This window comes from Rhizobium leguminosarum bv. trifolii WSM2297 (assembly GCF_000271845.1).
This window is the reverse complement of sequence record NZ_JH719395.1, coordinates 143,142-165,797: the sequence shown is the minus strand read 5'-3', so window position 1 is coordinate 165,797 and position 22,656 is coordinate 143,142. Positions and strand designations below refer to the sequence as shown.

Below are 22,656 nucleotides of genomic sequence, written 5' to 3'. Positions count from 1 at the left end.
ATCGACGAGGAAAACAGCGCTGTTCGCCTATGCCGGCACCATTTGCCTTGGAGCTGGAAGCTAAGCTCGCGTCCCGATAATGCACATCAGGCGTCCCGCTTGGGAACAAAATTTAAACTCGTTAAAATTGTCATTTTATCTTTGACGAATGTGCAAAACATTCATGTGACGTTGGCTGGAGCAAGAACCCCAAATGTGCCCTGACTGACGGAGAATGTAAGATGACTATGCTCCGCGCCACACACCTTGCGACGGTCAAGTCCGCTGTCTACGACCTGCGCTGGGAAGAATTTAGCGTCAAGCGGCCCGCCCGCATCGTCGCCGTCCGGCCGTGCCTCACCGGCGTCTCGATGCGCAGCGCCGAGATCATCGATATCTCGCAGGGCGGCGCCACCTTCGTCGTGTCGACCACCGCCGGTCTGCCGAAACATTATTATCTCAACATTCTCGGCCTCGCCTACCGGATCGGCTGCGCCGAGGTCTACCGCCACAAGGAACGCATCGGAGTGCGGTTCATCAACATCATGGACCCCGAGGTTCTGCGCCGCGTCGTCCGCACCGATTTCCTTGTCGGCAACATGGAAGCCATCGCCGCCCGGCGGGCGCCGATCTTCCGGGCGTGAATAGCCCGACAGCCAGTTGGTTGCAGAAATAATCTTGCTTGCGTCGGCGGTGCCCGGGCCTATTGTTGCGCCGATCGTCAATATATCCGGGAAACCGCCTTCGCATGTCCGCCTTTTCGCGCTTCACCTTTATTGTCGGCGCCCTGCCCTCCACAGTTCCTTTCGTCGGTCCCGAGGCCATCGAGCGCCAGCGCGGACTTGCCGTTTCGGCTCGCATCGGCGCCAATGAGAACGGCTTCGGCCCCGCCCCATCGGTGTTTGCGGCAATGCGCGAGGAGGCCGGCAATATCTGGAAATACAATGACCCGGAGAATTTCGCGCTCCGGCAAGCGCTTGGAGACCATCTCGGCGTCTCGGCCGCCAATATCGCCATCGGCAGCGGCATCGACGAGTTGCTCGGCCAGATCGTCCGGCTGGTGATCGAACCCGGCGCGCCCGTCGTCACCTCGCTCGGTGCCTATCCGACCTTCAATTTCCACGTCGCCGGCTTCGGCGGCCGGCTGGTGAGCGTTCCCTACGCCAACGACCGCGAGGATCTCGCCGGCCTGCTCGATGCCGTCAAGCGGGAGAATGCGCCGCTCGTTTATTTCGCCAATCCCGACAATCCGATGGGAAGCTGGTGGGATGCCGACAGCATTGTTGCTTTCGCCCGGGCGCTGCCCGAGACGACGCTGATGGTGCTCGACGAAGCCTATAGCGAGACCGGGCCGGCAGGGTCGCTGCCGTCGATCGCCTCGCTGATCGAGCTGCCGAACGTCGTTCGCACCCGCACCTTCTCGAAGGCCTACGGACTGGCCGGCTCACGCACCGGCTATGTGATCTCGACGGCCGGAACAGCGCAGGCCTTCGACAAGATCCGCAATCATTTCGGCATGAACCGGCTGGCGACGGCGGCAGCGCTCGCCGCCCTAAAGGACCAGGCCTATCTCACCGAAGTGGTCGGGAAAATCCATGCGGCGCGCAACCGGATCGTCGGCATCGCCCGCGCCAACGGTCTTGAGCCCCTGCCCTCGGCGACGAATTTCGTGGCGATCGACGCCGGCCGCGACGGCGCCTATGCACGGGCAATCGTCGACGGGCTGATGGAACGTGGCGTCTTCATCCGCATGCCGGGCGTGGCGCCGCTCAATCGCTGCGTTCGCGTCAGCGTCGGGCCGGAGGCGGATATGGCGCTGTTTGAAGAGGCGCTGCCGCAGGTGCTGAAACAAATCGGCTGATGGAGCATGATGCCGAAAACTGTCAGCGGTTTTCGGGCGACATCATGCTCTCACTCTTTGATGTAAAACAGCAGGAACCGCGGCCGGTGGAGGATCCGGTCGCGGTTCTCTTCTCCCGGCGTCGGCCGCGTCGAAAGCGCCCGCCAGCTCCCCTCTTTCCGAGGTTGTTATTTGTGTCGATCGATCGAAGACGATCTCAGTGGACCGTCATCCACTCGCGGGCGGCGCGCAGCGCCGCCACGATCTGCATCTTGTCCATGGCGGCGGCCACATCCGCACGAAGCTCGGCGGCGCGGTCGTTGCCCTTGATTGCGGCGATGTTCAGCCATTTGTGGGCTGCGACCAGATCGACTTCGCAGCCGCGGCCGGTCGCATACATCAGACCCATTTCACAGAAGACATCGGCGCTGTTGTCGCCACCCATGGTGGCCGTTTCAGCATCGTGCATTTCAAAGCGTGCCATCGGTTTTATCCCTGTTTAGCCTGTTTATGACTTACCCTGTTTTACCTCCGGGCCTTGCCGTCTATCGCGGCTTGCGGCCCTTGCGGTCCGGCGGGTTTGCCCCGCTCGTTCGATGGGTTCACTATGCCGCACGGCTTTCAAAAAACGCCTAAAATCCATGATTAATTTGAGACAAACAAAGTGCAAATGCTTGGTAAATTTGGGTTTTTGTTAAACATCAGATGCCTTGCGACTTAAGGACTTTCGCTCGAATTTTACGAAAGATTCAGATTTGAAAATAAAGGGATCGTTCATCATGAAATCAGCCCCCGATATTTTGAGAGGCCCAAGCAGGATGGCTTCTCAGCACCTTTCGGGCGCCGCCATGGAAAAAAATCATGCATATTTACCTTTACGTTCGCGTCAGTTAATTTCGCGCCCGATCAGGGACATCATGGAGGAAAAGATGATCCGCAGCTTCGTTCTCGCCAGCGCCATCGCTATGATCGCAGGCTCAGTTCACGCAGAGGAGCCGATCGTCGGCAGCTGGAAGACGGCGGCCGGCGATACGGCGGTGATCGCCTCCTGCGGCGGCAGTTATTGCGTGATATTGAAGACCGGCAAATATGCCGGGCGGAAGATCGGCACGCTTGCGGGAACCGGCGGCAGCTATGCCGGAGAGATCACCGACCCGGCCGCCGACAAGACCTATAGCGGCTCGGGCAAGATTTCCGGCAATTCGCTGCGGATGCAGGGCTGCGTGATGAAGGTTCTCTGCAAGTCACAGACTTGGACGCGGCTCTGAGGTCTTAGATACGCATGCACAACCGCAATAGGAGCGCATAGCATGCCGACGTCTCGGCATGCTATGCGCGCTTTCCGGAGCCGTTAGCCGGCTGACTTCTATGAACGGTGGATGAACCGGTATCTCAGCACCCATTCAGCCGTCCCATGGCAAAACTCTTGTCGCGATAGAGTTGCGTATCGGGGGCAAGGCGATGGACATGTATATTCTGGCAAGACGGTTCAGCATTATCACACTGTTTGCGGCGATCTTCGCGATCACCTTTTCGGCGGTGGTGGTGCATAATGGCGGCGGTGGCGCCCAGTCGCATTTCGGGGCGAGCTATACCTGCCTGGAGAAAAACGGCACTTTCTGCGCGCCATCGGTGCAGTGACAGTATCCGACACCAAAGAGGATAAAATAATCGGATTCCGCCCGCGCGCGTCGTTTGCTTGTCAAAAACAACTCTCTATAATGCGTCATGAACAAACGAATCTCCCCCTTGTCGCCGCTCGATATATCCTCACCACCCCCTTTCCAGCCGCAAAGCTTTGATGATCCCGCCAAGGCGGTGGAAGTGCTGACAGCGCTTTACGAGCGCAATACGGCGTTCCTGATCAACAGCTTCAACGAGCTTGCGCAGGGCGCTCCGATCTCCTCGCGCTACCGCGCTTTCTATCCGCAGGTCAGCATCGAGACGACAAGCTTCGGCCATGTCGATTCGCGCCTTTCCTACGGCCATGTCACGGCACCGGGCATCTATACGACGACAGTCACCCGGCCGAAGCTCTTCAAGCATTACTTGAAGGAGCAGCTGGCGCTCTTGGTAAAGAGCCACAATGTTCCGGTCATCGTCTCGGAATCGACGACGCCGATCCCCTTGCACTTCGCTTTCGGCGAGGGTGCGCATGTCGAGGCATCGACCAACGCTTTCATCGACATTCCGATGCGCGATATTTTCGATACGCCCGACCTCAACACCACCGATGACGAAATCGCCAATGGCGAATATATCCCGCCGCCGGGAGAGCCCTCACCGCTTGCACCGTTCACTGCGCAACGCATCGACTATTCGCTCGCCCGACTGTCGCATTATACGGCGACGCATGCCGAGCATTTTCAGAATTTCGTGCTGTTCACCAACTACCAGTTCTATATCGACGAATTCTGCAGCTGGGCGCGCAAGCTGATGGTGGAGGGCGGCGACGGCTATACCGCCTTCGTCGAGCCCGGCAACATCGTCACCCTACCCGGCTCGAGCGCGCCGGAAACGGACGCGGCGCTGACCCGCCTGCCGCAGATGCCGGCCTACCACCTGAAGAAGAAGGGCCATGCCGGGATCACCATGATCAATATCGGCGTCGGCCCCTCCAACGCCAAGACGATCACCGACCACGTCGCCGTGCTGCGCCCGCATGCCTGGCTGATGCTCGGCCATTGCGCCGGTCTTCGCAACAGCCAGCGGCTCGGCGACTATGTGCTTGCCCATGCCTATATGCGCGAAGACCATGTGCTCGATGACGACCTGCCGGTCTGGGTGCCGATCCCGGCGCTCGCCGAAGTGCAGGTGGCGCTGGAAGCAGCCGTTGCCGAAATCACCGGCTACGAGGGTTTCGAGCTGAAACGCATCATGCGCACCGGCACCGTCGGCACGATCGACAACCGCAACTGGGAACTGCGCGACCAGCGCGGGCCGGTGAAGCGGCTTTCCCAGGCGCGAGCGATCGCGCTCGACATGGAATCGGCAACGATCGCCGCCAACGGCTTCCGCTTCCGCGTGCCCTACGGCACCCTGCTCTGCGTCTCCGACAAGCCGCTGCACGGCGAATTGAAGCTGCCGGGTATGGCGACGGCCTTTTATCGCACGCAGGTCAACCAGCATCTGCAGATCGGCATCCGCGCGGTGCAGAAGCTGGCCGCCATGCCGAAGGAAGCGCTGCATTCGCGCAAGCTGCGCAGCTTCTTCGAAACGGCCTTCCAATAGGCGCCGTTTCCTCACCTGCCGGCGACGATGGTTGCCGGTTGCTGCGCAACCACCTGCGGTCTGCCGGCGGCTAGGTTCAGCCCTGATATCAGCAGGGTAAAGGCGACGAAGGCGAAAGCGGTGCGCTGGAGAACTTTCAGCCCGTCACCTTCGTCGAACTCCGACTGACGCTTCTCGTGGCGGCGCGCCCATATCTGGCTTGCCAGCGCGATTTCAAGAATACTCATTGCCGTTCTCCTCGACAGGTTTCGATGAAGCCTTGTCGAGCGCTGTCTTGCGAATTCGACAGCCGGGCCGCACAAATATTTTTTCCGCCGCTGTCGAAAGGCGCGAAGATCGATCGTCCAGGCTTATTGAAACAGTTCAGGAAGGTTGCCCGCGATGAAATATCTCTGTCAGGTCTGGTTCGATGGCGCAGTGCTCGGCGCCAGGACGAAAGAGGAAAAGGCCGAACTCGGCACGAACTCACTCAACTATGACAAGGCGCTTGCCGAAAGCGGGCATCTGATCGTCGCCCATGCGCTGCAGCCGCCGACATCGGCGGTGACCGTCCGGGTACGAAGCGGCGAGACGTCGGTGACGGACGGCCCCTTCGCCGAAACCAAGGAGGCGCTCGGCGGCTTCATCCTGATCGAGGCGAAGGATCTCAACGAAGCGATCCGCATCGCCGCCGGCATCCCGCTCGCCAAGCTCGGGGCGATCGAGGTCAGGCCCATCCATTCTTTCGGCAATCAAGCGTGAGGAGACGGCAATGAAATATCTCTGCCAGGTCTGGTTCGAAACCGCCAAGATCAGCGCCATCTCCGCCGAGGAAGGCGCAAAGCTCACGCAGGATTCGATCATCAACGACGACAGATTGCGCGACAGCGGCCACCTGCTGGTGGCGCTCGCGCTGCGCGAACCCTCGACGGCCATGACGGTCAGGGTCCGCAACAATGCGGTGACGGCAACCGACGGCCCGTTTGCCGAAATCAAGGAACATCTGGGCGGCTTCGTGCTGATCGAGGCGAAGGATATGGCCGAGGCAACTGATATCGCGGCGACTTTTCCCGTGGCGCGCTACGGCTCCATCGAGGTGCGGCCGGCCTATTCGATCAGCGAGGAGTGCTGAGCCATGCGCTACATGTGCCTGATCTACAATTGCGCGGATACCGACGGCACGCTGACGCCTGATGAGACCGATGACCTCATCAAAGCGCATTTCGCCTTCGACGAGGATCTGCGCCGCGACGGTATCCTGGTCCATGCCGATGCGCTCGAGATGCCCGATAAGGCGACCGTGCTGAGGGTTCGAAACAGTACGCTGTCTGCGACCGACGGCCCCTATGTCGAGACAAAGGAGCATCTGGCCGGTTTCTACGTGATCGAGGCGCCTGACACGGCGACGGCAAAAGAGATTGCAGGGCGGATTCCGTCGGCGCGTTTTGGCGCGGTCGAGCTCAGGCCCGTGCGGATGCTGACCCTGCCGGATTGAGGTACCCCTTTGGAAAACCTGATCGAGGACATCTACAGAACACAGTCGCGCCGGGTGCTAGCGACGCTGATCCGCTTGCTCGGCGATTTCGATCGGGCCGAGGAAGCGCTTCACGATGCCTTTGCCGCTGCCGCGCGGACATGGCCGGCGGACGGCGTTCCCGGCAATCCCTTTGCCTGGCTTGTTTCCACCGGGCGCTTCAAGGCGATCGACACGATAAGGCGGCGGGCGCGTTTCGATGCTTCACAGCATCATATCGAAGACAGCCTCTACAGCGTCGACGAAACGGAGATCGGCGAGATGGAAGCGATCGAGGACGACATGCTGCGGCTGATCTTCACCTGCTGTCATCCGGCTATCCCTGCCGATGCGCAGACGGCGATGGCGCTTCGGGAAATCTGCGGGCTGACCACCGAAGAGATCGCCCATGCCTTCCTTATTCCGGCGCCGACGGTCGCCCAGCGGATCGTACGCGCCAAGGGCAGGATCCGGGCGGCGAATATCCCCTATGAGGTGCCTGCCCGCGAGGCGCTGCCTCAACGGCTCGACCAGGTGCTGCACGTCATCTATCTCGTCTTCAACGAAGGTTATTCCGCCTCTTCGGGTGAAGACGTGGTCCGCGCCGACCTGACCGCAGAGGCAATACGGCTGGCACGGCTGCTTCTGGCTCTGCTGCCGCATCCCGACGTCTCCGGCCTGCTGGCGCTGATGCTGCTGCAGGATTCTCGCCGTTCCGCCCGCAGCGGTGAACAGGGATCGCTGGTGCTGCTTGCCGATCAGGACCGCTCGCGCTGGGATCATGCGAAGATTGCCGAGGGCCTGGCCCTGCTTTCCCATGCGATGCAGACGGGAGAGATCGGCACCTATACGCTGCAGGCGGCGATCGCCGCCGAACATGCCAGGGCGCCGGTCGCCGAAGAGACCGATTGGCGGCGGATCGCCTTCTACTACGATCTGCTTCTGGCGGCCCAGCCCTCGCCGATCGTCGAGCTCAATCGCGCCGTAGCGATCGCGATGGCGGAAGGGCCGGCGAAGGGACTGGATCGGGTCGACGCCATTCTGGGGCGCGGAGAGCTGCAGACCTATCATCTCGCCCATTCGGCGCGCGCCGATTTCCTGCGCCGTCTCGGCCGGCGCGAAGAGGCGATCGCGGCCTATGAGAGGGCGCTGTCGCTCTGCCGGCAGGAGCCGGAGCAGGCATTTCTCAGAAAACGGATTTCAGAGCTTGCCGCGACGCCCGAGCGGCAGTGAGATCGCCGTGCCGGTGAGCGCCGAGACGATGATCAGCAAGTGGGCGTTGACGCTCGCCTGGGCCAGTGCTTCCAGGGCCAGCCGCTCGCTCGAAGCCCCGAGAGCAATAGCACCGGCGGTGATGCCGGCCGGATAGGTGCCGACGCCGCCCGGCGCATGCATCGGCAGTACGGAGGATAGTTCGCCGCCGAGTGCGCCGCCGAAGCTTGCCGCCATCGGCAGCACGCCCATCAGGCCGAGCGCCCAGGCCAGCACCAATACCTTGACCAGCCAGTTGACGATGGTCATTGCCCAGGCGCGGGCAAAGGCGATGGCATCGAGCGGCAAGCCGTTTTCGATCTCGGCGACGAATTTCTGCGCCTTCTCCGGCAGCAGCCTGGCGGCAAGGCGCAGCAGCGGTTTGCGGGCAGCGAAAGCTGCGACCGGCAGCAGGAAAAAGCCGGTCCAGAGCAACCAGGCAACCGTCTGATTGGCGGCGGCGACGGCAAAACCGATGCCGGCAGCGGCCACAAGCGCGTGCAGGTCGAGCAGCCGCATGACAAACAGCGCGGAGGTCGCGCGCGTCAGCGGAATGCCGAACTCCGAGCGCATCAACAGCGGAAAGCTGGTCTCGCCGGTGCGGAAGGGCAGCATGATGTTCAGCAGATTGTGGATCTGGGTGACGCGGAAGAGGACCGCGAACCGACCCGCCGTCTCTTTCGGAAAATAATCATAGATGCGCCAGGTGCGCAGGAAATAGGTGCTCGTCAAAAGCACCAGCGCCCCGATCACCGGGCCGGCGCCGACATCGGCCCACTGCCGGATGATGACGGGCCAACCCCAGAACCATTGGATGAAGAGCGCATAGGCTGCGACGATAACGACCGTCAGCACCGTCATGCGATTGCGCATAAACCAGGATTGCCGGCTTTCAACGATCGAACTCTTCATGTAGTAGGCATTCCTCGCTGGGCGCCGGCTTAGGCATCGGTTCCGGCGCCAGGCCTTTTAGGAGAAATGAAGGCTGCGCACAACGGCGGAGTTGATGGGCGATGGCGGCACCGCCTCCTCTACACCGACGGGCAAGAGGCAGACCAGTGGCGACGGCGCCTTGCCGGCTTGACGTGGAGATCGAAGTGAAGCGGATTACCAGAAGCATTACGACCGCAAGCATTTTTCTGGCAGTCTATTTCCTGCTCAATATCGTGCTGCGCATCTCCTTGCCGCATACGCTCGATCTCGACGAGGCGGAGCAAGCCTTCTATTCGCAATATCTGCTTGCCGGCTATGGCCCCCAGCCGCCCTTCTACAACTGGATCCAATATGCCATCGTTTCGGTAACCGGCATATCGATGTGGGTGCTCTCGGTGCCGAAGAACATCATCCTCTTCGGCTGTTATTTCTTCTACGGGCTTGCTGCCCGCGAGGTGCTGAAGCACCGTTCGCTCGCGGCCGTTGCCATGCTGAGCCTGATTACCCTGCCGCAGGTGGGTTTGATGGCGCAGCGCGAATTGACTCACACCGTCGCCCTGCTGTTTGCGACCTCGCTTTTCCTCTTCGGTTTTTTCCGCACGCTGCGCCAGCCGACGATCGCAAGTTTCCTCGTCATCGGCATCGCCACCGGCATCGGGCTGATCTCCAAATACAATTTCGCCATTCTGCCATTTGCCACCTTCATCGCTGTCCTGCCGGACCGGGAGTGGCGCAGTCGCCTCATCGACTGGCGTCTACTGCCCGCAATCGCGATCGCCATTCTGATCATTCTGCCGCACGCGCTCTGGCTGCCCGATAACCTCGCCAGCGCTTCGGGCCCGACACTGGAGCGGATGACCGCCGAGCACGAGGCCGCCGCCGGTCTTCCCCGCATCGGGCAGGGACTGTTGTCCCTGGTCATCGCCGTCATCGGCTTCGTCGCGTTGCCGATCGTTGTTATCGCAGCGGCCTTCCGACGGGATTTCTTTCGTGCGCTTTCCTCGACCAATCCGATGATCCGGGTAATCGAGCGGATGATGATCGTCAGCCTGATCGCCTTCGCCGGTGTCGTTGTCTTCGCCGGCGCGAGCGATATCCACGAACGTTGGCTCGACCCCTGCTTGCTCGTGCTGCTGATCTATCTATTTCTGAAACTGGAAACCGCGGGTCTCGATCTTTCCGCCGGCCTTGCGCGCTTTCGGCCTGTGGTGCCGGTCTTCATGGTCGTCATCCTGGCGATCCTTCTGCTGCGGATCGTCGCCATTCAATATGTCGGCACCTACACGCGAACGAACGTGCCCTTCTCCGGCTACGCGGCCGAACTGACCGCGACCCGCAAGCCGGTTCTGATCGTGGCCGGAACCAAGTTCGTGGCCGGCAACATGAAGCTGGAGTTTCCCGACGTTCCCGTGGTGATCCCGTTCTTCCCGGGTTCCGGCGTTCCCGAATATGCGACTGCGAAAGGGCCGGTGCTCGTGATCTGGCGCGGCGAGACCGCCGATGACCCAACGATATCTCCGAGCTTTGCGAATGATCTGGTGAGATCGGGCATTCATGTGCAGGAGTTGAAGACGCTGACCTTGCCCTATCTCTTTAGTGACGGCAAACGCAGCTTCTCCATCGGGTATTCCTGGGTCGAAGGCGGCGCGAAATAACGTTCCGACAGGTCAGCCGATTGCGGGGAAACCGGCATTGCCCGCTGGCAACGGGCAGACACTTCATGTACTAGCCTTCCGCAAGCGCTGCGGCGGCAGTAAGATTGCTCGGCCGCCCGGCCTTTTGGAGATGAAACTTGCAGACAATGGTAGAGCCCATTCGCGGTACGAATGATCCGGCACAATCGCTCGAGTTGTCGCTGGTCGTGCCCATTTTCAACGAAGAGGAAAGCGTCGGCCCGCTCGTCGAGCGTGTCGTGGCTGCGATGGCCGCCTATCCCAATCGCTGGGAGCTGATCCTCGTCGACGACGGCAGCACGGATGCGACGCTCGTCAACGCCCGCAAATTCGTCGGACGCGAGGGACTGGCGCTTCGGATCGTCGAGCTGCAGCGCAACTTCGGCCAGACAGCCGCCATGCAAGCCGGTATCGACACCGCGCAAGGCCGGCTGATTGCAACGATGGACGGCGACCTGCAGAACGATCCGAAGGACATTCCGTCGATGGTCGCCGAACTGGAACGGCGTGAACTCGATCTCCTGGTCGGGTGGCGAAAGAACCGCAAGGACGGTCTGTTCCTGCGCAAGATCCCGTCCTGGTGCGCCAACTACCTGATCGGCCGCATCACCGGCGTCAAGCTGCACGATTACGGCTGCAGCCTGAAGATCTACCGTGCCTCGATCATCAAGCAGGTGAAGCTGATGGGCGAAATGCACCGCTTCATCCCGGCCTGGGTGGCCGGTGTCGTCCCGAGCTCGCGCATCGGCGAGATGGCCGTCACCCACCATGCCCGAGAGCACGGCGTTTCGAAATACGGTATTTCGCGCACCTTCCGCGTCATCCTCGACCTGCTGTCGGTGATGTTCTTCATGCGCTACAAGGCACGGCCCGGGCATTTCTTCGGCTCGCTCGGCCTTGGCCTCGGCGCGGTCGCCATGCTGATCCTCGTCTATCTCGGTTTCGACAAGTTCATCATGGGCAATGATATCGGCACGCGCCCGATGCTGATGGTCGGTGTCGTGCTGCTGCTATCGTCGGTGCAGATGATCACCACCGGCATCCTGGCGGAGATGATCGCGCGCACCTATTACCGCGACGATGCCTCTCCGAATTATATCGTGCGGCAGATCTTCGACGATCAAAGCCAAGCCTAAGCCGGCAGCATGAAGCTGGAGCGCGCGACGAGGACGATCAAAACCGCGGGCCTGCTGCTTGCGGCCTATTTCGTGTTGAACATCGTGCTGCGCATCGCGCTCCCGCATTCGCTGGAGCTCGACGAGGCCGAGCAGTCCTTCTTTTCGCAATATCTGCTGGCCGGCTACGGCCCGCAGCCGCCCTTCTACAACTGGATGCAATATGCCGTCGTTTCTGTGATGGGCATGTCGATCGGCGCGCTGATCGTGCCGAAAAACATCCTGCTGTTCCTGTCCTATCTCTTCTACGGCCTTGCCGGACGGCGCGTGCTGAAGGACCAGGCGCTCGCCGCCATCGCCATGCTGGCGCTGATCACCCTGCCCCAGGTCTCCTATATGGCCCAGCAGGATCTGACCCACACGACGGCGCTGCTCTTTGCCAGCGCGCTGTTTCTCTACGGCTTCTTCCGCACGCTCGACCGGCCCGATATCGCCAGCTACGTGCTGCTCGGGCTTGCCACCGGCATCGGGCTGATCTCGAAATATAATTTCGCGCTGATGCCTGTCGCCGCCCTGATCGCCATTCTGCCCGACAGCGAATGGCGGCGCAGGGCGCTCGACTGGCGCATGTTGACCGCGATTGCCGTCGCGCTCGTCATCGTCCTGCCGCACGCGATCTGGCTGCGGAACAATCTCGCCTTCGCCTCCTCCGATACTCTGGTCAAGATGGCCGCCGGCAACGAACCCGCCGGCTTCGTCCGAATTGGCAAAGGCCTTTTCGCCTTTGTCGTCGCCATCATCGCCTTTGCGGCGCTGCCGGTCGCAATCTTCGCCGCCGCCTTCCGCCGGGATTTCGTCCGCGCGCTTTCGGCCGGAAACCGCTGGACGGGAATGATGGAGCGGATGATGCTCGCGAGCCTTGCCGGCATCGTCCTCATCGTGCTCTTCACCGGTTCCACCACGGTGCGTGAGCGCTGGCTCGACCCGTTCCTGCTGGTGTTGCCGATCTATTTCCTGGCGAAAATGCAAGCTGCCGGCATCGACCTTTCCGCGGGGCTGCGCCGCCTCCGGCCGGTGCTGCCGGTGCTGATGGCCTGCGTGCTGATCGCACTCGGCTTGCGTGTCGCCGGCGCCGGGCTGATTGGTACCTATGCCAGGCCGAATGTGCCGATGGCGGGTTTATCGCGCGAGATGACGCGACAGGAGCAGCCGGCGCTGGTGATCGCTTCCGACACCTATATCGGCGGCAACATGCGGCTGCAATTTCCCGAAGTGCCCGTGGTTATCCCGGATTTTCCGGCAGCGGGCATCCCGGCCTATGCCGAGGCCAAGGGGCCGGTGCTGATCGTCTGGCGCGGCAAGAAGACGGCGACGGCTGCGGATGCGGTCATGCCGGATCGGTTTTCATCGGCGCTGACGGCCGCCGGTATCGCGCCGCAGGAGATAGGCTCTCAGTCGCTTCCCTATTATTTCGGCCGCCAGGGCGACAATTTCGCGCTCGGCTACGCCTGGGTCCGGCCGGGGATGAGATAGATGACCGAAACCAACAGTCGCGACATCCGCTGGATTTTCGTCCTGCTGGGCGCTTATTTCGTGCTTCAGGTCGGCGTGCGGCTGGCGACCTCGCATTCGCTCGATCTCGACGAAGCCGAACAGGCCTTCCGCTCGCAATGGCTTGCCGCCGGCTACGGCCCGCAGCCGCCCTTTTATAACTGGCTGCAATATACCGTCTTCCAGTTTACCGGCGTCTCGCTTGCCGCCCTTTCTCTCGTGAAGAACCTTCTGCTGTTCATCGCCTACCTGCTCTACGGCCTGACCGCACGGCTCATCCTGCGCGACAAGGCGCTGGTGGCGATATCGACACTCGGGTTGCTGACGATCCCGCAGATGGCTTTCGAGATGCAGCGCGACCTGACGCATACGGTCGCCGTGTTCTTCTCGGCCAGCATCTTCTTTTACGGCTTCATCCGCAGCCTGAAGCAGCCGAGCCTTGCCTCCTATCTGATCGCGGGCATCGGCATCGGCTTCGGCCTGCTGGCCAAATATAATTTTGCGATCCTGCCGGCCGCAGCCCTGATTGCCGCGCTGGCCGACGCACGCCTGCGGCCACGGATTTTCGACCGGCGGCTGGTTGTGACGGCGGCGGTGGCGTTCATCATCACCCTGCCGCATCTCTTCTGGCTGAAGGACAATCTCGATTTCGCCACCGCGCGCACGCTGGAGAAGATGACGGCGAGCGGCCATGCCAGCTATCTCATGCAGGTGGCGATGGGTGTCGGCTCGCTCGCGCTCGCCACCATCAGCTTTGCCGGATTGACGGTCGCGGTCTTCGCCGTCGTCTTCGGCAGGAGCCTGCGTCCGGCGCTGAACGCCGGCTCTGAATGGACGCGGCTCTTCGAGCGGATGATGCTCGTTTTCCTCATCGGCATTCTGCTGTTGATCGTCTTCGGCGGCGCGGCCGGCATCAAGGATCGCTGGCTGGTGCCGATGCTGTTCCTCCTGCCGCTCTATTTCTGCCTGAAGATCGAGGCCGCGGGCGTCGTGACAGATCGAGCGTTCCGGCGTTTCATCGCCATCGTCGCCGTCATCATGATCGGCGTGCCGGCCGCTCTTTACGGCAGCGTCGCGGCCGCACGCTTCACCGGGCATTACGAACGGTTGAACAGGCCCTATGCCACGATGCTGGAAACCCTGCGCAAACAGGCCGAGCCGGCGGCGATCCTTGCCGGCGACAGCCTGCTTGCCGGCAATCTCAGGCAGGATATTTCCAGAGTGCCGGTTCTCTCGGTGGATTATCCCGGCTTCCACCCGGATCTTACCGGCCGGCGCCCACTTCTCCTGGTGTGGCTTCTCCCCAAGGGCGGAAGCGAAGCCCTGCCGCCTGATATGGCGGAGTGGCTGCAGGCCAATCTCGGCGCATCCGCGCCTGAGGCGTCGGTGATCGACGTGCCTTATTTCTATGGGCGCGGTGACGACCGCTACCGTTTCGGCTACGCCTGGATCGTTCAGCCGGGCTGAGTGAAGTCAGGATTTCAGCGAATGCGAAGTGGCGACGAAGCTAGAGGCTGTCGTGGCGCGCAACAAAGCACTTCGCCAGTGAGCTGTTGCGCAGCAGTGCCCCGACCCGAGCGGTTCCCCGTTTCTATCACGCCGAACGCTTGATGATGCTTAGCAGGGTAGCCCACGCTGATTATTTTGCTACTCTTAGAATCATGGGGCGCATGATGCCTACTTTAAATGGTAGGCATTTATCGCCTGGCGTACTGCGCGCGAAAACCGGATCTGTCGCTTTTTTGCGACTATTGGCTTAAATTCTTGAGTTGTTAGCTTTTTTTTACGATGATCTCCGGTGAACGCATCCGAAATTTAGGTAAGAATGTCTGATGGGGGATCGAGTTGCCAATGTTGCGGATCAGAGCTGGAACGACATGCATCGCGTTTTTGATAGCGACCGGGGCGATTTTAGTTGGTTGCCAGTCAGCCAGTGATGGTCTGGCTGCTTATGGCGATAGTGCAAAGACCCTTGAGGATGACTCAGCCGTCGCCTTCTATAAGAACGACGAGTTGATAACCACCGGCAAACTGCAATTCCAGGAAAAGAACTACGGAAAATCCTACGCCATTTACAAGCGAGCGGTTGACGTTTTTCCGGAAGATCCGGCCGCTTGGCTAGGCTTGGCAGCCTCCGCCGACATGGTTGCCCGCTTCGATACATCCGACCGCGCCTACCAGCAACTCTCGCGCATGATCGGCAACACCCCGGTCTACTATAACAATATCGGATATTCTCATCTTTTACGCGGTGATTTGCGCACTGCCAGACGGTATTTCCTGAAAGCCTATGAGCTTGATCCCGGAAACGAAGTCACCGCCCGTAATCTCGAATTGATGAAGAACAGCGTGAATTACGCTCAGCGGTGATTGGCCCCTTCACTTCAGCGATCCGCGAATCTGCGCCGAGATGAGAGAACCGGCGCGGCGCCCCTGGCAGCGTCCAGCAACTGCTTTGAAGCATGCCGCGCAAAACTGTGCTCGGCTTTGCGACAGGGACATGCGTAAAAACAAAGACCTAAAGCCCGTCACATGAAGCACGTTTGATCCAAGTGCCTTGGAGGCGAGGTCGTTGTTTTACCGCGCCTTCCGAAGGATGAGCTGGCCTTCCGGCGAGAGTGTCCGTTCGTAACGCGGCAGGTCACTGACTGCGTAGCCCCCGGCCGCGATCGAGGCAAGACTGCTATCGGAAGTTGGAGTTTCCGCCGGCGCGGCACGGGGTGCGAAAAATTGGGCCGGTTCCTTGCCCGGCGCGCTCAGGACCAAGGCTGAACCCGTGCGTGGAACGCTTGTGTCGTTGCGCCGTTCGTCCACCAAAGCCTGTCGCAGGCTACCCATCTCCTGGCGGATCAGTGCGACGTCGTCGGCCTTGGCGTTGTCCGCGATCTTGCTCGACTGCTTTTCCATCTGTCCTCTCAGGCCATCGATGGACCTTTTCAGCGCGGCGATGGTCTCGCGGCTCTCGCGAACATCCGCTGAGTTTTTGGCGGTATAGATGAGAACGCCGGCATTCACAGGCAGGAGCATCAGGAGCAAACCGACGAGGAGCGGGCTTTTTGAGCCTTTCTTCTCTACGGTTCGCAAATTGCCTGGTGTTGGACGGTCCGCTTCGCCCTCGATGCTCGGAATGCTGGTCATTCGTTTACTCCCCCGTAAGTCATTGAATCTGCGTTGGCCGTGATCAGCGCCAAGTCCGCAATCATTCCGTTGTAAACACACCTTCCCACGCCCGCTCGAGCATATCGAGCGACGCGTTTCCAGCTATACCATTGAATTCGCAGTAAGACCCGACGAAATCCAGAAGATATTTCGGATGATAGCAAGAGGCCGGCGCATCGCCGTTGTACTTGCGATCGTAGAACAGGTTCAGGTCTGGATCACTGACCGCCAATCCGGTGCCGCTGGCATAGGATTTGAAGATCCTGATATATTCGTCGCGCGACGGCGTGTTCACGAAGATCTTGTATTTGAGGCGCCGCAAGCCCGCCTCGTCGGAAAGGTCCTTCGGTGCGATATTGGTCGAGAATACGACCAACTCGTCAAAGGGAACCTTGAACTTCTTGCCGGTGTGCAGTGTCAGGAAGTCATATCCGCGCTCCAGCGGCACAATCCAGCGATTGATGAGCGCCTGCGGCGCCACTTGTTGACGCCCGAAATCATCGATGATGAAAACGCCGCCGGATGCCTTCAAGTGGATGGGTGCTTCATAGACATTCGGTCCTTCGTTGAAGGTGAGATCGAGCTGATCTAGCGTCAATTCCCCGCCCGTCTTGATCACCGGACGGCGGCATTCGATCCATCTCTGATCCGCTTTCGGATGGGATTCTGTGTCGCCCCCCGACACGGGATGATGCACGGCTTCGTCATAGAAACTGATGACATGGCCGCCGACCTCGATGGCATAGGGCACCCAGATTGTTTGACGAAACAGTTGAGACGTCCGCTCGGCGATGCTCGTCTTGCCGTTTCCGGGTGGTCCGTAAAGCAAGATAGAGCGACCGGAGTTGATGGCCGGGCCGAGCTTTTCGACCAAGGTATCCGAGAGCACCAGCCCGGCAAGGCTGTCGGTCAGCCGCTCTGGGGTCACGCGCTCGTAATGGATGGACTGCAAACCGACTTGCCGGCAGAACGCGTCCAGCGACACCGGCGCCGGGCCGACATATTGGCTTTGGCGCGACGCCGCGTGGGCATATTCGAGCCCCTTCATTGAAAGCGCATACCGAATATCGGATCTCACATCCTCACCGGCCAGGCCGCGAGCCTCGAGGTATGCGAGTTTCACCAGTTCCTTGATCAGGATATTGACGATCACTTTCGGCAATTTCATCCGGTCAGCCAGATGAGACGCCGTGGTTGTATCCTGCTCGGCCGCACATTTTGACGCCAGCCGAAGCAGGAACGACAGATCCAGTCCTGTCTGTTCTAGGCTTGCCGGTGCCATCGGCATACGCGGATCCAGGGAACTGATGGCATCGTTACGATCATGTTCGAGCGAATACTGCATACGACCTCGCTTGGCTCAACCGCCGGGGCTCATGCTGAGAAGAAGACTGATGACACGGATAACAACGGGAACGAGAACGATGATGAGACTTACCGGAAAAAGGAACGCGCCGAGCGGAAGCAGCATCTTGACCGGCAGGGCGTTTGCCTTTTCCTCCGCGCGAATAATGCGGAGGTCGCGCATTTCCTTGCAGTAGACCCGCAACGTCTGCGTTACGCTGGTCCCGAGCTCCTCCGATTGGCGGAACAGAACGGAAAGGGCCCGGGCTTCGTCAATCCTTAGGCGGACGGCAAGGTTCGCGAGCGCCTCGCGCAGTCGCCGGCCACCCCGCACTTCCAGCATCATGATCGAGAGATGCAGGCCGAAGTCCTGCCGCTTGTCGACGAATTCCCGCGCAACACGGTTCGCCGCTGCCTCGATGCTCATGCCCGCATCGAGGCAGACGATCAGCATATCCATAAAATCGGGAAAGAGGCGGCGGTACTCCCTCTCCTTGGCGGCGCCACGCCGGTCGATATAGATGTTGACCAGAATAAAGGTCACGCCCGCAGCAAACATGGCAACAACCAGCGTAACCACCCGTGACATGTCCGGCACGACCCAATTGAGAGCCCAGACCGCCGCGACCAGCACGCTGATACAGACCAGCGCACGAACCACCTGAAAGGTGGTCACGGCGCCGGCGGCGAAATAGCCTGCCCGAATCAGTCGGTTCTGGGTGGAATTCACATTGGTGTCACGTCGCGTAATCTCGAAATAGCGACGGATCAGGCGGTTTTCCGCCTCGCCGAGATCGGCAATCGTCGTATCGCCAAGGTGGAACTCCTCGCCTGTTGCCGCCGAGCTCTTCGACACCCGAACCGAGACCTCGCGCCGTCGAAAAAACAATTCCGATGCTGTTGCAGAGAATATCAGCACTGCAAAGAAGACGATGAGGTAAATTCCATACTCACTCGACATGACCGCCTCAGTACTCGAAGTTGACCATCTTGTAGAGAATGACATTCCCAATCGCCATGACGGCCAGCAGCGTGGTCACGACGATGGTTCCATGGCCGCTCTCCCAGACGGGATCGAAGTAGGTCGGCGACAACATCTTGATCATCGCGTAGAGCAGAAACGGATACATCGACATGGCGATCGCCGTAATGCGTCCTTCCGAGGAAATCGCCCTGACCTTTGCCTTCAGTAGCATGCGGTCTCGCAGCGTCTTCGAAAGGTTCTGCAAGATCTCCACGAGGTTTCCGCCGGTTCCCGCCTGTACGCTCAGCGATATCGCAAGCAGGTTCAGATCCTCGACGCCGACCCGGTCCGCCAAGTTCACCAGGGCGTCGTCCAGTGTCACGCCGTAGGTGAGTTCATCCGAGAGGAGGCCGAACTCGGTGCCGATCGGATCAGGCATCTCGCGTGCGACCAACGAAATCGCCGCCGGCAGCGGGTGGCCGGCGGCCAGGCTGCGATTGGCGACATCGAGCGCTTCAGGAAGTTTCAGTTCGAATTTCCTCATGCGGCGCACCCGGGCGCGCCAAACGACGACTGCGGGGATGATGAGGCAGATCAGGAGAAAGACGGGGACTCTAAACAGAGTGCTCGGCAAGAGAACCTGAACGACCAGCCACGTCAAAAGAGCGCCCGCGATCGCGTAGAGAGCAAATCGCCTGGCATCGAACTTGATCCCCGACTGGGCGTAAAACTGCCGCAGCCGCTGCATCATGGGGGTTTGCCGCCACCTGCCGCCGGCCCCGCGCTCCTTGAGCATATCGCTATAGGTCTTGCGATGATCATCGCTGACCTCGAGCAAGCTCAGCCGATGGTTCACAGCGCGGTGGCGTTCTGATGTCTTGAAGTAGCCGCGCATTAACGCTTCGACAGCAACAAGGGCGGCGGTGAAAACGGCCGCGTAAAGGAGAGTCAGGGTCATTGAACAGGTCCCGTCTGCAGCGGTTTGCCGGGATCGAAAATCGTCACGGGGATCTCGATCCCGAGTTCGGCAAATTCCTCGACGAACCGCGGCCGGATGCCGGTGGCGCGGAATTCTCCATGGATCCGCCCGCCTTCATCGGTGCCGATTTTCTTGAATTTCATAATCTCCTGCATCTGCACGACTTCGCCCTCCATGCCGGTGATCTCGGAAATCGAGACGACTTTGCGGGTACCGTCGCTCAGGCGCTGGACCTGCACGATCATGGTGATGGCGGAGGAGATCTGCGAGCGAATGCTCATCTGCGACATCGGCATCCCGGCCATGCCGACCATCTGCTCAAGCCGACCGACGGCGTCGCGGGGGGTGTTGGCGTGAATGGTCGTCATCGATCCCTCGTGACCGGTATTCATCGCCTGCAGCATGTCGAACGCTTCGTCGCCGCGAACTTCGCCGACGATGATGCGATCAGGACGCATGCGCAGGGCGTTTTTCAAAAGTTCGCGTTGACGGATCTCGTTGCGTCCGTCGAGCGTCGGCGGTCGGGTTTCCAAACGCCCGACATGCGGCTGCTGCAGTTGAAGTTCGGCTGCATCCTCGATGGTGATCAGACGCTCCCTTGGAGAAATCTGCGACGAGAGAGCGTTGAGCAAGGTGGTCTTGCCAGAACCGGTGCCGCCTGAAATGACCATGGACACCTTGCCCTTGACCGCGGCGCTGAGAAGGATGCGCATCGCATCGGCCATAGCGCCATATTGCACGAGGCGCTCCATTGTCAGCGGCTTGCGCGTGAATTTGCGAATGGAAACGAGCGGTCCATCGACCGATATCGGCCTGATGGCGACGTTGACACGCGAGCCATCCTTGAGGCGGGCGTCAACCATCGGCGTCGACTCGTCGACACGGCGGCCAACCGCCGAGACGATCTTGTTGATCACCCGAAGCAGATGGTCCTCGTCTTTGAACCGCACGGCTGTGCTCTCGAGCTTGCCGCTCCGCTCGACGTAGACGCTGTTATAGCCGTTGATGAGAATATCTGCGATTGTGTCATCGGCCAGCAGCGGCTCGATCGGTCCCAGCCCGAGCATCTCGTCGGTGATATCGCGGATCAGATCATTGATTTCCTTGGCATTCAGCGGAAAGTTGTTACTCCGGATATAGTCCTTGACCAACGGCCGGATCTCGGTGGCGATCTCCTCGTTGTCGAGGGTGTCGAGGATCCCCAGGTTGATGCGATCGAGCAGGTAGCGGTGCAGATTGACCCGCTCGGAAACCATGTCCGGCCCGAGCGAAGCCTCTGTGTCACTTGCCGTGGCGCTGTCAGAGGCCGGTTCGGCAGGCATGTTCTGAACTGCGCCGACCAAAGACAGTTCGGCCGCCTCCGGATGTTCCCGGCTTTCCGGCCCCGCCTGCTTGTAGAAACGCCCCATGATACCGCTCGCCATGCACCCCACCCCTGAACTACTATTTTACAATGACCGTGGAACCGACCTTCACCCTCTCATAGAGATCGATGACGTCGGCATTGCTCATGCGAAAACAGCCCGACGACGCAAAACCGCCGACCGTCGACTGCTCGTTCGTTCCATGAATGCGGTAGAGCGTGTCGGCCCCACCCTTGTAGAGATAGATCCCGCGAGCACCCAAAGGATTGAGCGGCCCGGCGGGTACCAAGTCGGGAAGTCCGGCTGCGCGCGCCTTCATCTCGGCAGGCGGGCGCCAGTCGGGCCACTCTGCCTTGCGCCCGACCTTGACGGTGCCGCTCCAGCGAAATCCGTCTCGTCCGACGCCGATCTTGTACCGGATCGCGCGCCCTTCGGAGATGACGAGATCCAGCGTACGGTTGCCGCTGACGATGACGATTGTCCCGGCCGCGTAGCTTTTTTCGATCGGCACCATGGCGCTTGTCGTCGGCCCGAGGCTGCGTGGCACAAGCCCGCTTGCCGCTGCATCTCCGACAGCGGCCAGAATTGCCAAAACGGCAAGGCCGGCACCGGCTGCGCAGAACCTTATGATCGCCTTCATCTCACCAGTGCTCCAAGCTTGCCGACCGCGCCGCAGAAGCGCGCCCGGGAATTCACTTGAAATGGCAGCACGCCGCGGTTGACCGCCTCGCTCACAGTGTCCCAGTCATCCGCAATGACATGCGTTGGGATCTCTTTGAATATCTTTTCCGTCTGTTGCCGGCGCAGGCCGAGGCCGAAAAGCTTGGCGCGGTATTTGTTGATGACGATGAATATCTGGTCCGCACTGCCCCGCAGCCGTACCAGATTGGCAAACAGATCCTTGGCTTGAGAAAGCGCAGGCACCGTCATCTCGGTGACGATGCAGACGCTGTTGACCGAAGTGAGCACCTCGTATTTCCACGGCGTGTCATAATAGGGAACGTCGATGATCGTGTGATCGCTCTCGAAGGCGGCGACGTCGAGCATACGCAGCACGAGTTCACGGCCCTTCGGCGCCAGAAGCACTGATGGCTGCTTGAAGGACAGCAGCGAAAAGCCCCCCGAATGCCGCTTTCGCACCAGATCGATGAATTCCAGATCAACGCGGGACGGATTGGCGATGACCGGTTTCAAGTCGTAGTCGTTGACGAGGTTGAGATAATAGCCAAGCGCCCCGGAGCAGAAATCCGTGTCGAACAAGTCGATCCGCGGCGTGGAATTCTTGGTCGGCTGGGCCAGCACATGCGCAAGCGACGAGGCGATCACGCTGGCGCCCGCGCCGCCGACGGCCGAGACCACGGCATGCACCCGGCTGTCGCTCGCCCCGGTGCCCGGCGCATGCGTCGAAATCATGTCGATCAGTGCGCGGCGCTCGAGCGGCTTTTTCAGCCAGTCTTTGCCGTTCAGGCGAAAGAGCAGCCGCAGCATGTCGTCCGACAGGTCTTCGGAAACGACGACGAGCGGAATGTCGCGAAAGCTGGTGCGAAACGTGAAGAGCTCCGGCTGCTGCAGCAATGTCCCGTTGTCGACGTCGAGAACGATCAGGTCGAATTGCGTCGGATCGAACCGGCCTTTTTCCCCGAGCGCCTTCAGCGCGAGATGGCGAACATCGTAACGCGAAAGCGACCCGAACGTATCGAGCATGAAGCTCGCTGCAGCCGCGTCGTCGGAGAGGACCAGGATCTTGGTAGATGCGGCAATGTTCATGTGCGCTGTCATTT

24 protein-coding genes are annotated in these 22,656 nt (G+C 60.5%); 14 read left to right on the top strand and 10 right to left on the bottom strand.

What is annotated here, in order from left to right; genetic code table 11:
* Positions 1-221: 221 nt before the first annotated feature.
* On the top strand, positions 222-623 hold the full coding sequence (locus RLEG4DRAFT_RS16045) for a pilus protein PilZ (protein WP_003578226.1): 402 nt from the start codon (positions 222-224) through the stop codon (positions 621-623).
* Positions 624-727: 104 nt separating this feature from the next.
* Positions 728-1,840, top strand: a complete 1,113-nt coding sequence (locus RLEG4DRAFT_RS16040; protein WP_003578225.1) for a pyridoxal phosphate-dependent aminotransferase — start codon at positions 728-730, stop codon at positions 1,838-1,840.
* A 196-nt stretch (positions 1,841-2,036) separates the two neighbouring features.
* Here the strand turns inward: RLEG4DRAFT_RS16040 and RLEG4DRAFT_RS16035 are convergent, their stop codons facing one another.
* Complete coding sequence (locus RLEG4DRAFT_RS16035) at positions 2,037-2,303, bottom strand: SEL1-like repeat protein (protein WP_003578223.1); 267 nt, start codon at positions 2,301-2,303, stop codon at positions 2,037-2,039.
* A gap of 445 nt (positions 2,304-2,748) precedes the next feature.
* Between RLEG4DRAFT_RS16035 and RLEG4DRAFT_RS16030 the strand changes: the two genes are divergently transcribed.
* The 3 genes from RLEG4DRAFT_RS16030 to RLEG4DRAFT_RS16020 all read left to right on the top strand — a co-directional run bounded on the left by RLEG4DRAFT_RS16030 (position 2,749) and on the right by RLEG4DRAFT_RS16020 (position 5,050).
* The gene (locus RLEG4DRAFT_RS16030; protein ID WP_003578221.1) at positions 2,749-3,087 is read left to right on the top strand and encodes a DUF2147 domain-containing protein; all 339 of its coding nucleotides are present in this window, start codon (positions 2,749-2,751) and stop codon (positions 3,085-3,087) included.
* A gap of 193 nt (positions 3,088-3,280) precedes the next feature.
* Positions 3,281-3,460 (top strand): hypothetical protein, encoded by a 180-nt coding sequence (locus RLEG4DRAFT_RS16025; protein WP_037093780.1) that lies wholly within the window; start codon positions 3,281-3,283, stop codon positions 3,458-3,460.
* Between the two features lie 87 nt (positions 3,461-3,547).
* Positions 3,548-5,050 carry an AMP nucleosidase gene (locus RLEG4DRAFT_RS16020; protein WP_003578217.1) on the top strand — a complete coding sequence of 501 codons (1,503 nt, stop codon included), beginning with the start codon at positions 3,548-3,550 and terminating at the stop codon, positions 5,048-5,050.
* Between the two features lie 11 nt (positions 5,051-5,061).
* Here RLEG4DRAFT_RS16020 and RLEG4DRAFT_RS16015 read toward each other — a convergent pair whose 3' ends face one another.
* Positions 5,062-5,277 carry a hypothetical protein gene (locus tag RLEG4DRAFT_RS16015; RefSeq protein WP_003578215.1) on the bottom strand — a complete coding sequence of 72 codons (216 nt, stop codon included), beginning with the start codon at positions 5,275-5,277 and terminating at the stop codon, positions 5,062-5,064.
* Between the two features lie 154 nt (positions 5,278-5,431).
* Between RLEG4DRAFT_RS16015 and RLEG4DRAFT_RS16010 the strand changes: the two genes are divergently transcribed.
* Genes RLEG4DRAFT_RS16010 through RLEG4DRAFT_RS15995 form a run of 4 tightly spaced genes read left to right on the top strand, consistent with a single transcriptional unit; the run spans position 5,432 to position 7,775 of the window.
* Positions 5,432-5,791: a YciI family protein gene (locus tag RLEG4DRAFT_RS16010; protein ID WP_003578214.1), complete on the top strand. Its 360-nt coding sequence runs from the start codon at positions 5,432-5,434 to the stop codon at positions 5,789-5,791.
* A 10-nt stretch (positions 5,792-5,801) separates the two neighbouring features.
* On the top strand, positions 5,802-6,161 hold the full coding sequence (locus RLEG4DRAFT_RS16005) for a YciI family protein (protein WP_003578212.1): 360 nt from the start codon (positions 5,802-5,804) through the stop codon (positions 6,159-6,161).
* Between the two features lie 3 nt (positions 6,162-6,164).
* On the top strand, positions 6,165-6,524 hold the full coding sequence (locus RLEG4DRAFT_RS16000; protein ID WP_003578210.1) for a YciI family protein: 360 nt from the start codon (positions 6,165-6,167) through the stop codon (positions 6,522-6,524).
* 9 nt (positions 6,525-6,533) lie between these two features.
* Positions 6,534-7,775: an RNA polymerase sigma factor gene (locus RLEG4DRAFT_RS15995; RefSeq protein WP_003578208.1), complete on the top strand. Its 1,242-nt coding sequence runs from the start codon at positions 6,534-6,536 to the stop codon at positions 7,773-7,775.
* Here the strand turns inward: RLEG4DRAFT_RS15995 and RLEG4DRAFT_RS15990 are convergent.
* Complete coding sequence (locus RLEG4DRAFT_RS15990; protein ID WP_003578206.1) at positions 7,743-8,705, bottom strand: lysylphosphatidylglycerol synthase domain-containing protein; 963 nt, start codon at positions 8,703-8,705, stop codon at positions 7,743-7,745. The two genes, RLEG4DRAFT_RS15995 and RLEG4DRAFT_RS15990, sit on opposite strands and share 33 nt — an antisense overlap.
* A 185-nt stretch (positions 8,706-8,890) precedes the next feature.
* On the opposite strand from RLEG4DRAFT_RS15990, the gene RLEG4DRAFT_RS15985 reads away from it, so the two are divergent.
* The 5 genes from RLEG4DRAFT_RS15985 to RLEG4DRAFT_RS15965 all read left to right on the top strand — a co-directional run bounded on the left by RLEG4DRAFT_RS15985 (position 8,891) and on the right by RLEG4DRAFT_RS15965 (position 15,435).
* Positions 8,891-10,381, top strand: coding sequence for an ArnT family glycosyltransferase (locus RLEG4DRAFT_RS15985; RefSeq protein ID WP_037094632.1), 1,491 nt, complete (start codon positions 8,891-8,893; stop codon positions 10,379-10,381).
* 137 nt (positions 10,382-10,518) lie between these two features.
* On the top strand, positions 10,519-11,535 hold the full coding sequence (locus RLEG4DRAFT_RS15980; protein ID WP_003578204.1) for a glycosyltransferase family 2 protein: 1,017 nt from the start codon (positions 10,519-10,521) through the stop codon (positions 11,533-11,535).
* Between the two features lie 9 nt (positions 11,536-11,544).
* Positions 11,545-13,047: a glycosyltransferase family 39 protein gene (locus tag RLEG4DRAFT_RS15975; RefSeq protein ID WP_003578203.1), complete on the top strand. Its 1,503-nt coding sequence runs from the start codon at positions 11,545-11,547 to the stop codon at positions 13,045-13,047.
* The gene (locus RLEG4DRAFT_RS15970) at positions 13,048-14,532 is read left to right on the top strand and encodes an ArnT family glycosyltransferase (protein WP_003578202.1); all 1,485 of its coding nucleotides are present in this window, start codon (positions 13,048-13,050) and stop codon (positions 14,530-14,532) included. It abuts the gene before it with no gap.
* 384 nt (positions 14,533-14,916) lie between these two features.
* A complete protein-coding gene (locus RLEG4DRAFT_RS15965; protein WP_003578201.1) occupies positions 14,917-15,435 on the top strand; it encodes a tetratricopeptide repeat protein in 519 nt (172 codons plus the stop codon).
* A gap of 207 nt (positions 15,436-15,642) precedes the next feature.
* Here RLEG4DRAFT_RS15965 and RLEG4DRAFT_RS15960 read toward each other — a convergent pair whose 3' ends face one another.
* The 7 genes from RLEG4DRAFT_RS15960 to RLEG4DRAFT_RS15930 all read right to left on the bottom strand — a co-directional run bounded on the left by RLEG4DRAFT_RS15960 (position 15,643) and on the right by RLEG4DRAFT_RS15930 (position 22,654).
* On the bottom strand, positions 15,643-16,203 hold the full coding sequence (locus RLEG4DRAFT_RS15960) for a hypothetical protein (RefSeq protein WP_003578200.1): 561 nt from the start codon (positions 16,201-16,203) through the stop codon (positions 15,643-15,645).
* A 61-nt stretch (positions 16,204-16,264) separates the two neighbouring features.
* A complete protein-coding gene (locus tag RLEG4DRAFT_RS15955) occupies positions 16,265-17,569 on the bottom strand; it encodes a hypothetical protein (RefSeq protein ID WP_003578199.1) in 1,305 nt (434 codons plus the stop codon).
* 15 nt (positions 17,570-17,584) lie between these two features.
* Positions 17,585-18,529: a type II secretion system F family protein gene (locus tag RLEG4DRAFT_RS15950; protein ID WP_003578198.1), complete on the bottom strand. Its 945-nt coding sequence runs from the start codon at positions 18,527-18,529 to the stop codon at positions 17,585-17,587.
* 7 nt (positions 18,530-18,536) lie between these two features.
* Positions 18,537-19,490: a type II secretion system F family protein gene (locus RLEG4DRAFT_RS15945; RefSeq protein WP_003578197.1), complete on the bottom strand. Its 954-nt coding sequence runs from the start codon at positions 19,488-19,490 to the stop codon at positions 18,537-18,539.
* The gene (locus RLEG4DRAFT_RS15940; RefSeq protein WP_003578196.1) at positions 19,487-20,935 is read right to left on the bottom strand and encodes a CpaF family protein; all 1,449 of its coding nucleotides are present in this window, start codon (positions 20,933-20,935) and stop codon (positions 19,487-19,489) included. The genes RLEG4DRAFT_RS15945 and RLEG4DRAFT_RS15940 overlap by 4 nt, the downstream gene beginning before the upstream one ends.
* 19 nt (positions 20,936-20,954) lie before the next feature.
* A complete protein-coding gene (locus tag RLEG4DRAFT_RS15935; RefSeq protein WP_003578194.1) occupies positions 20,955-21,515 on the bottom strand; it encodes a L,D-transpeptidase in 561 nt (186 codons plus the stop codon).
* Positions 21,512-22,654, bottom strand: a complete 1,143-nt coding sequence (locus RLEG4DRAFT_RS15930; RefSeq protein ID WP_003578192.1) for a response regulator/pilus assembly protein — start codon at positions 22,652-22,654, stop codon at positions 21,512-21,514. The genes RLEG4DRAFT_RS15935 and RLEG4DRAFT_RS15930 overlap by 4 nt, the downstream gene beginning before the upstream one ends.
* Between the last annotated feature and the right edge of the window lie 2 nt (positions 22,655-22,656).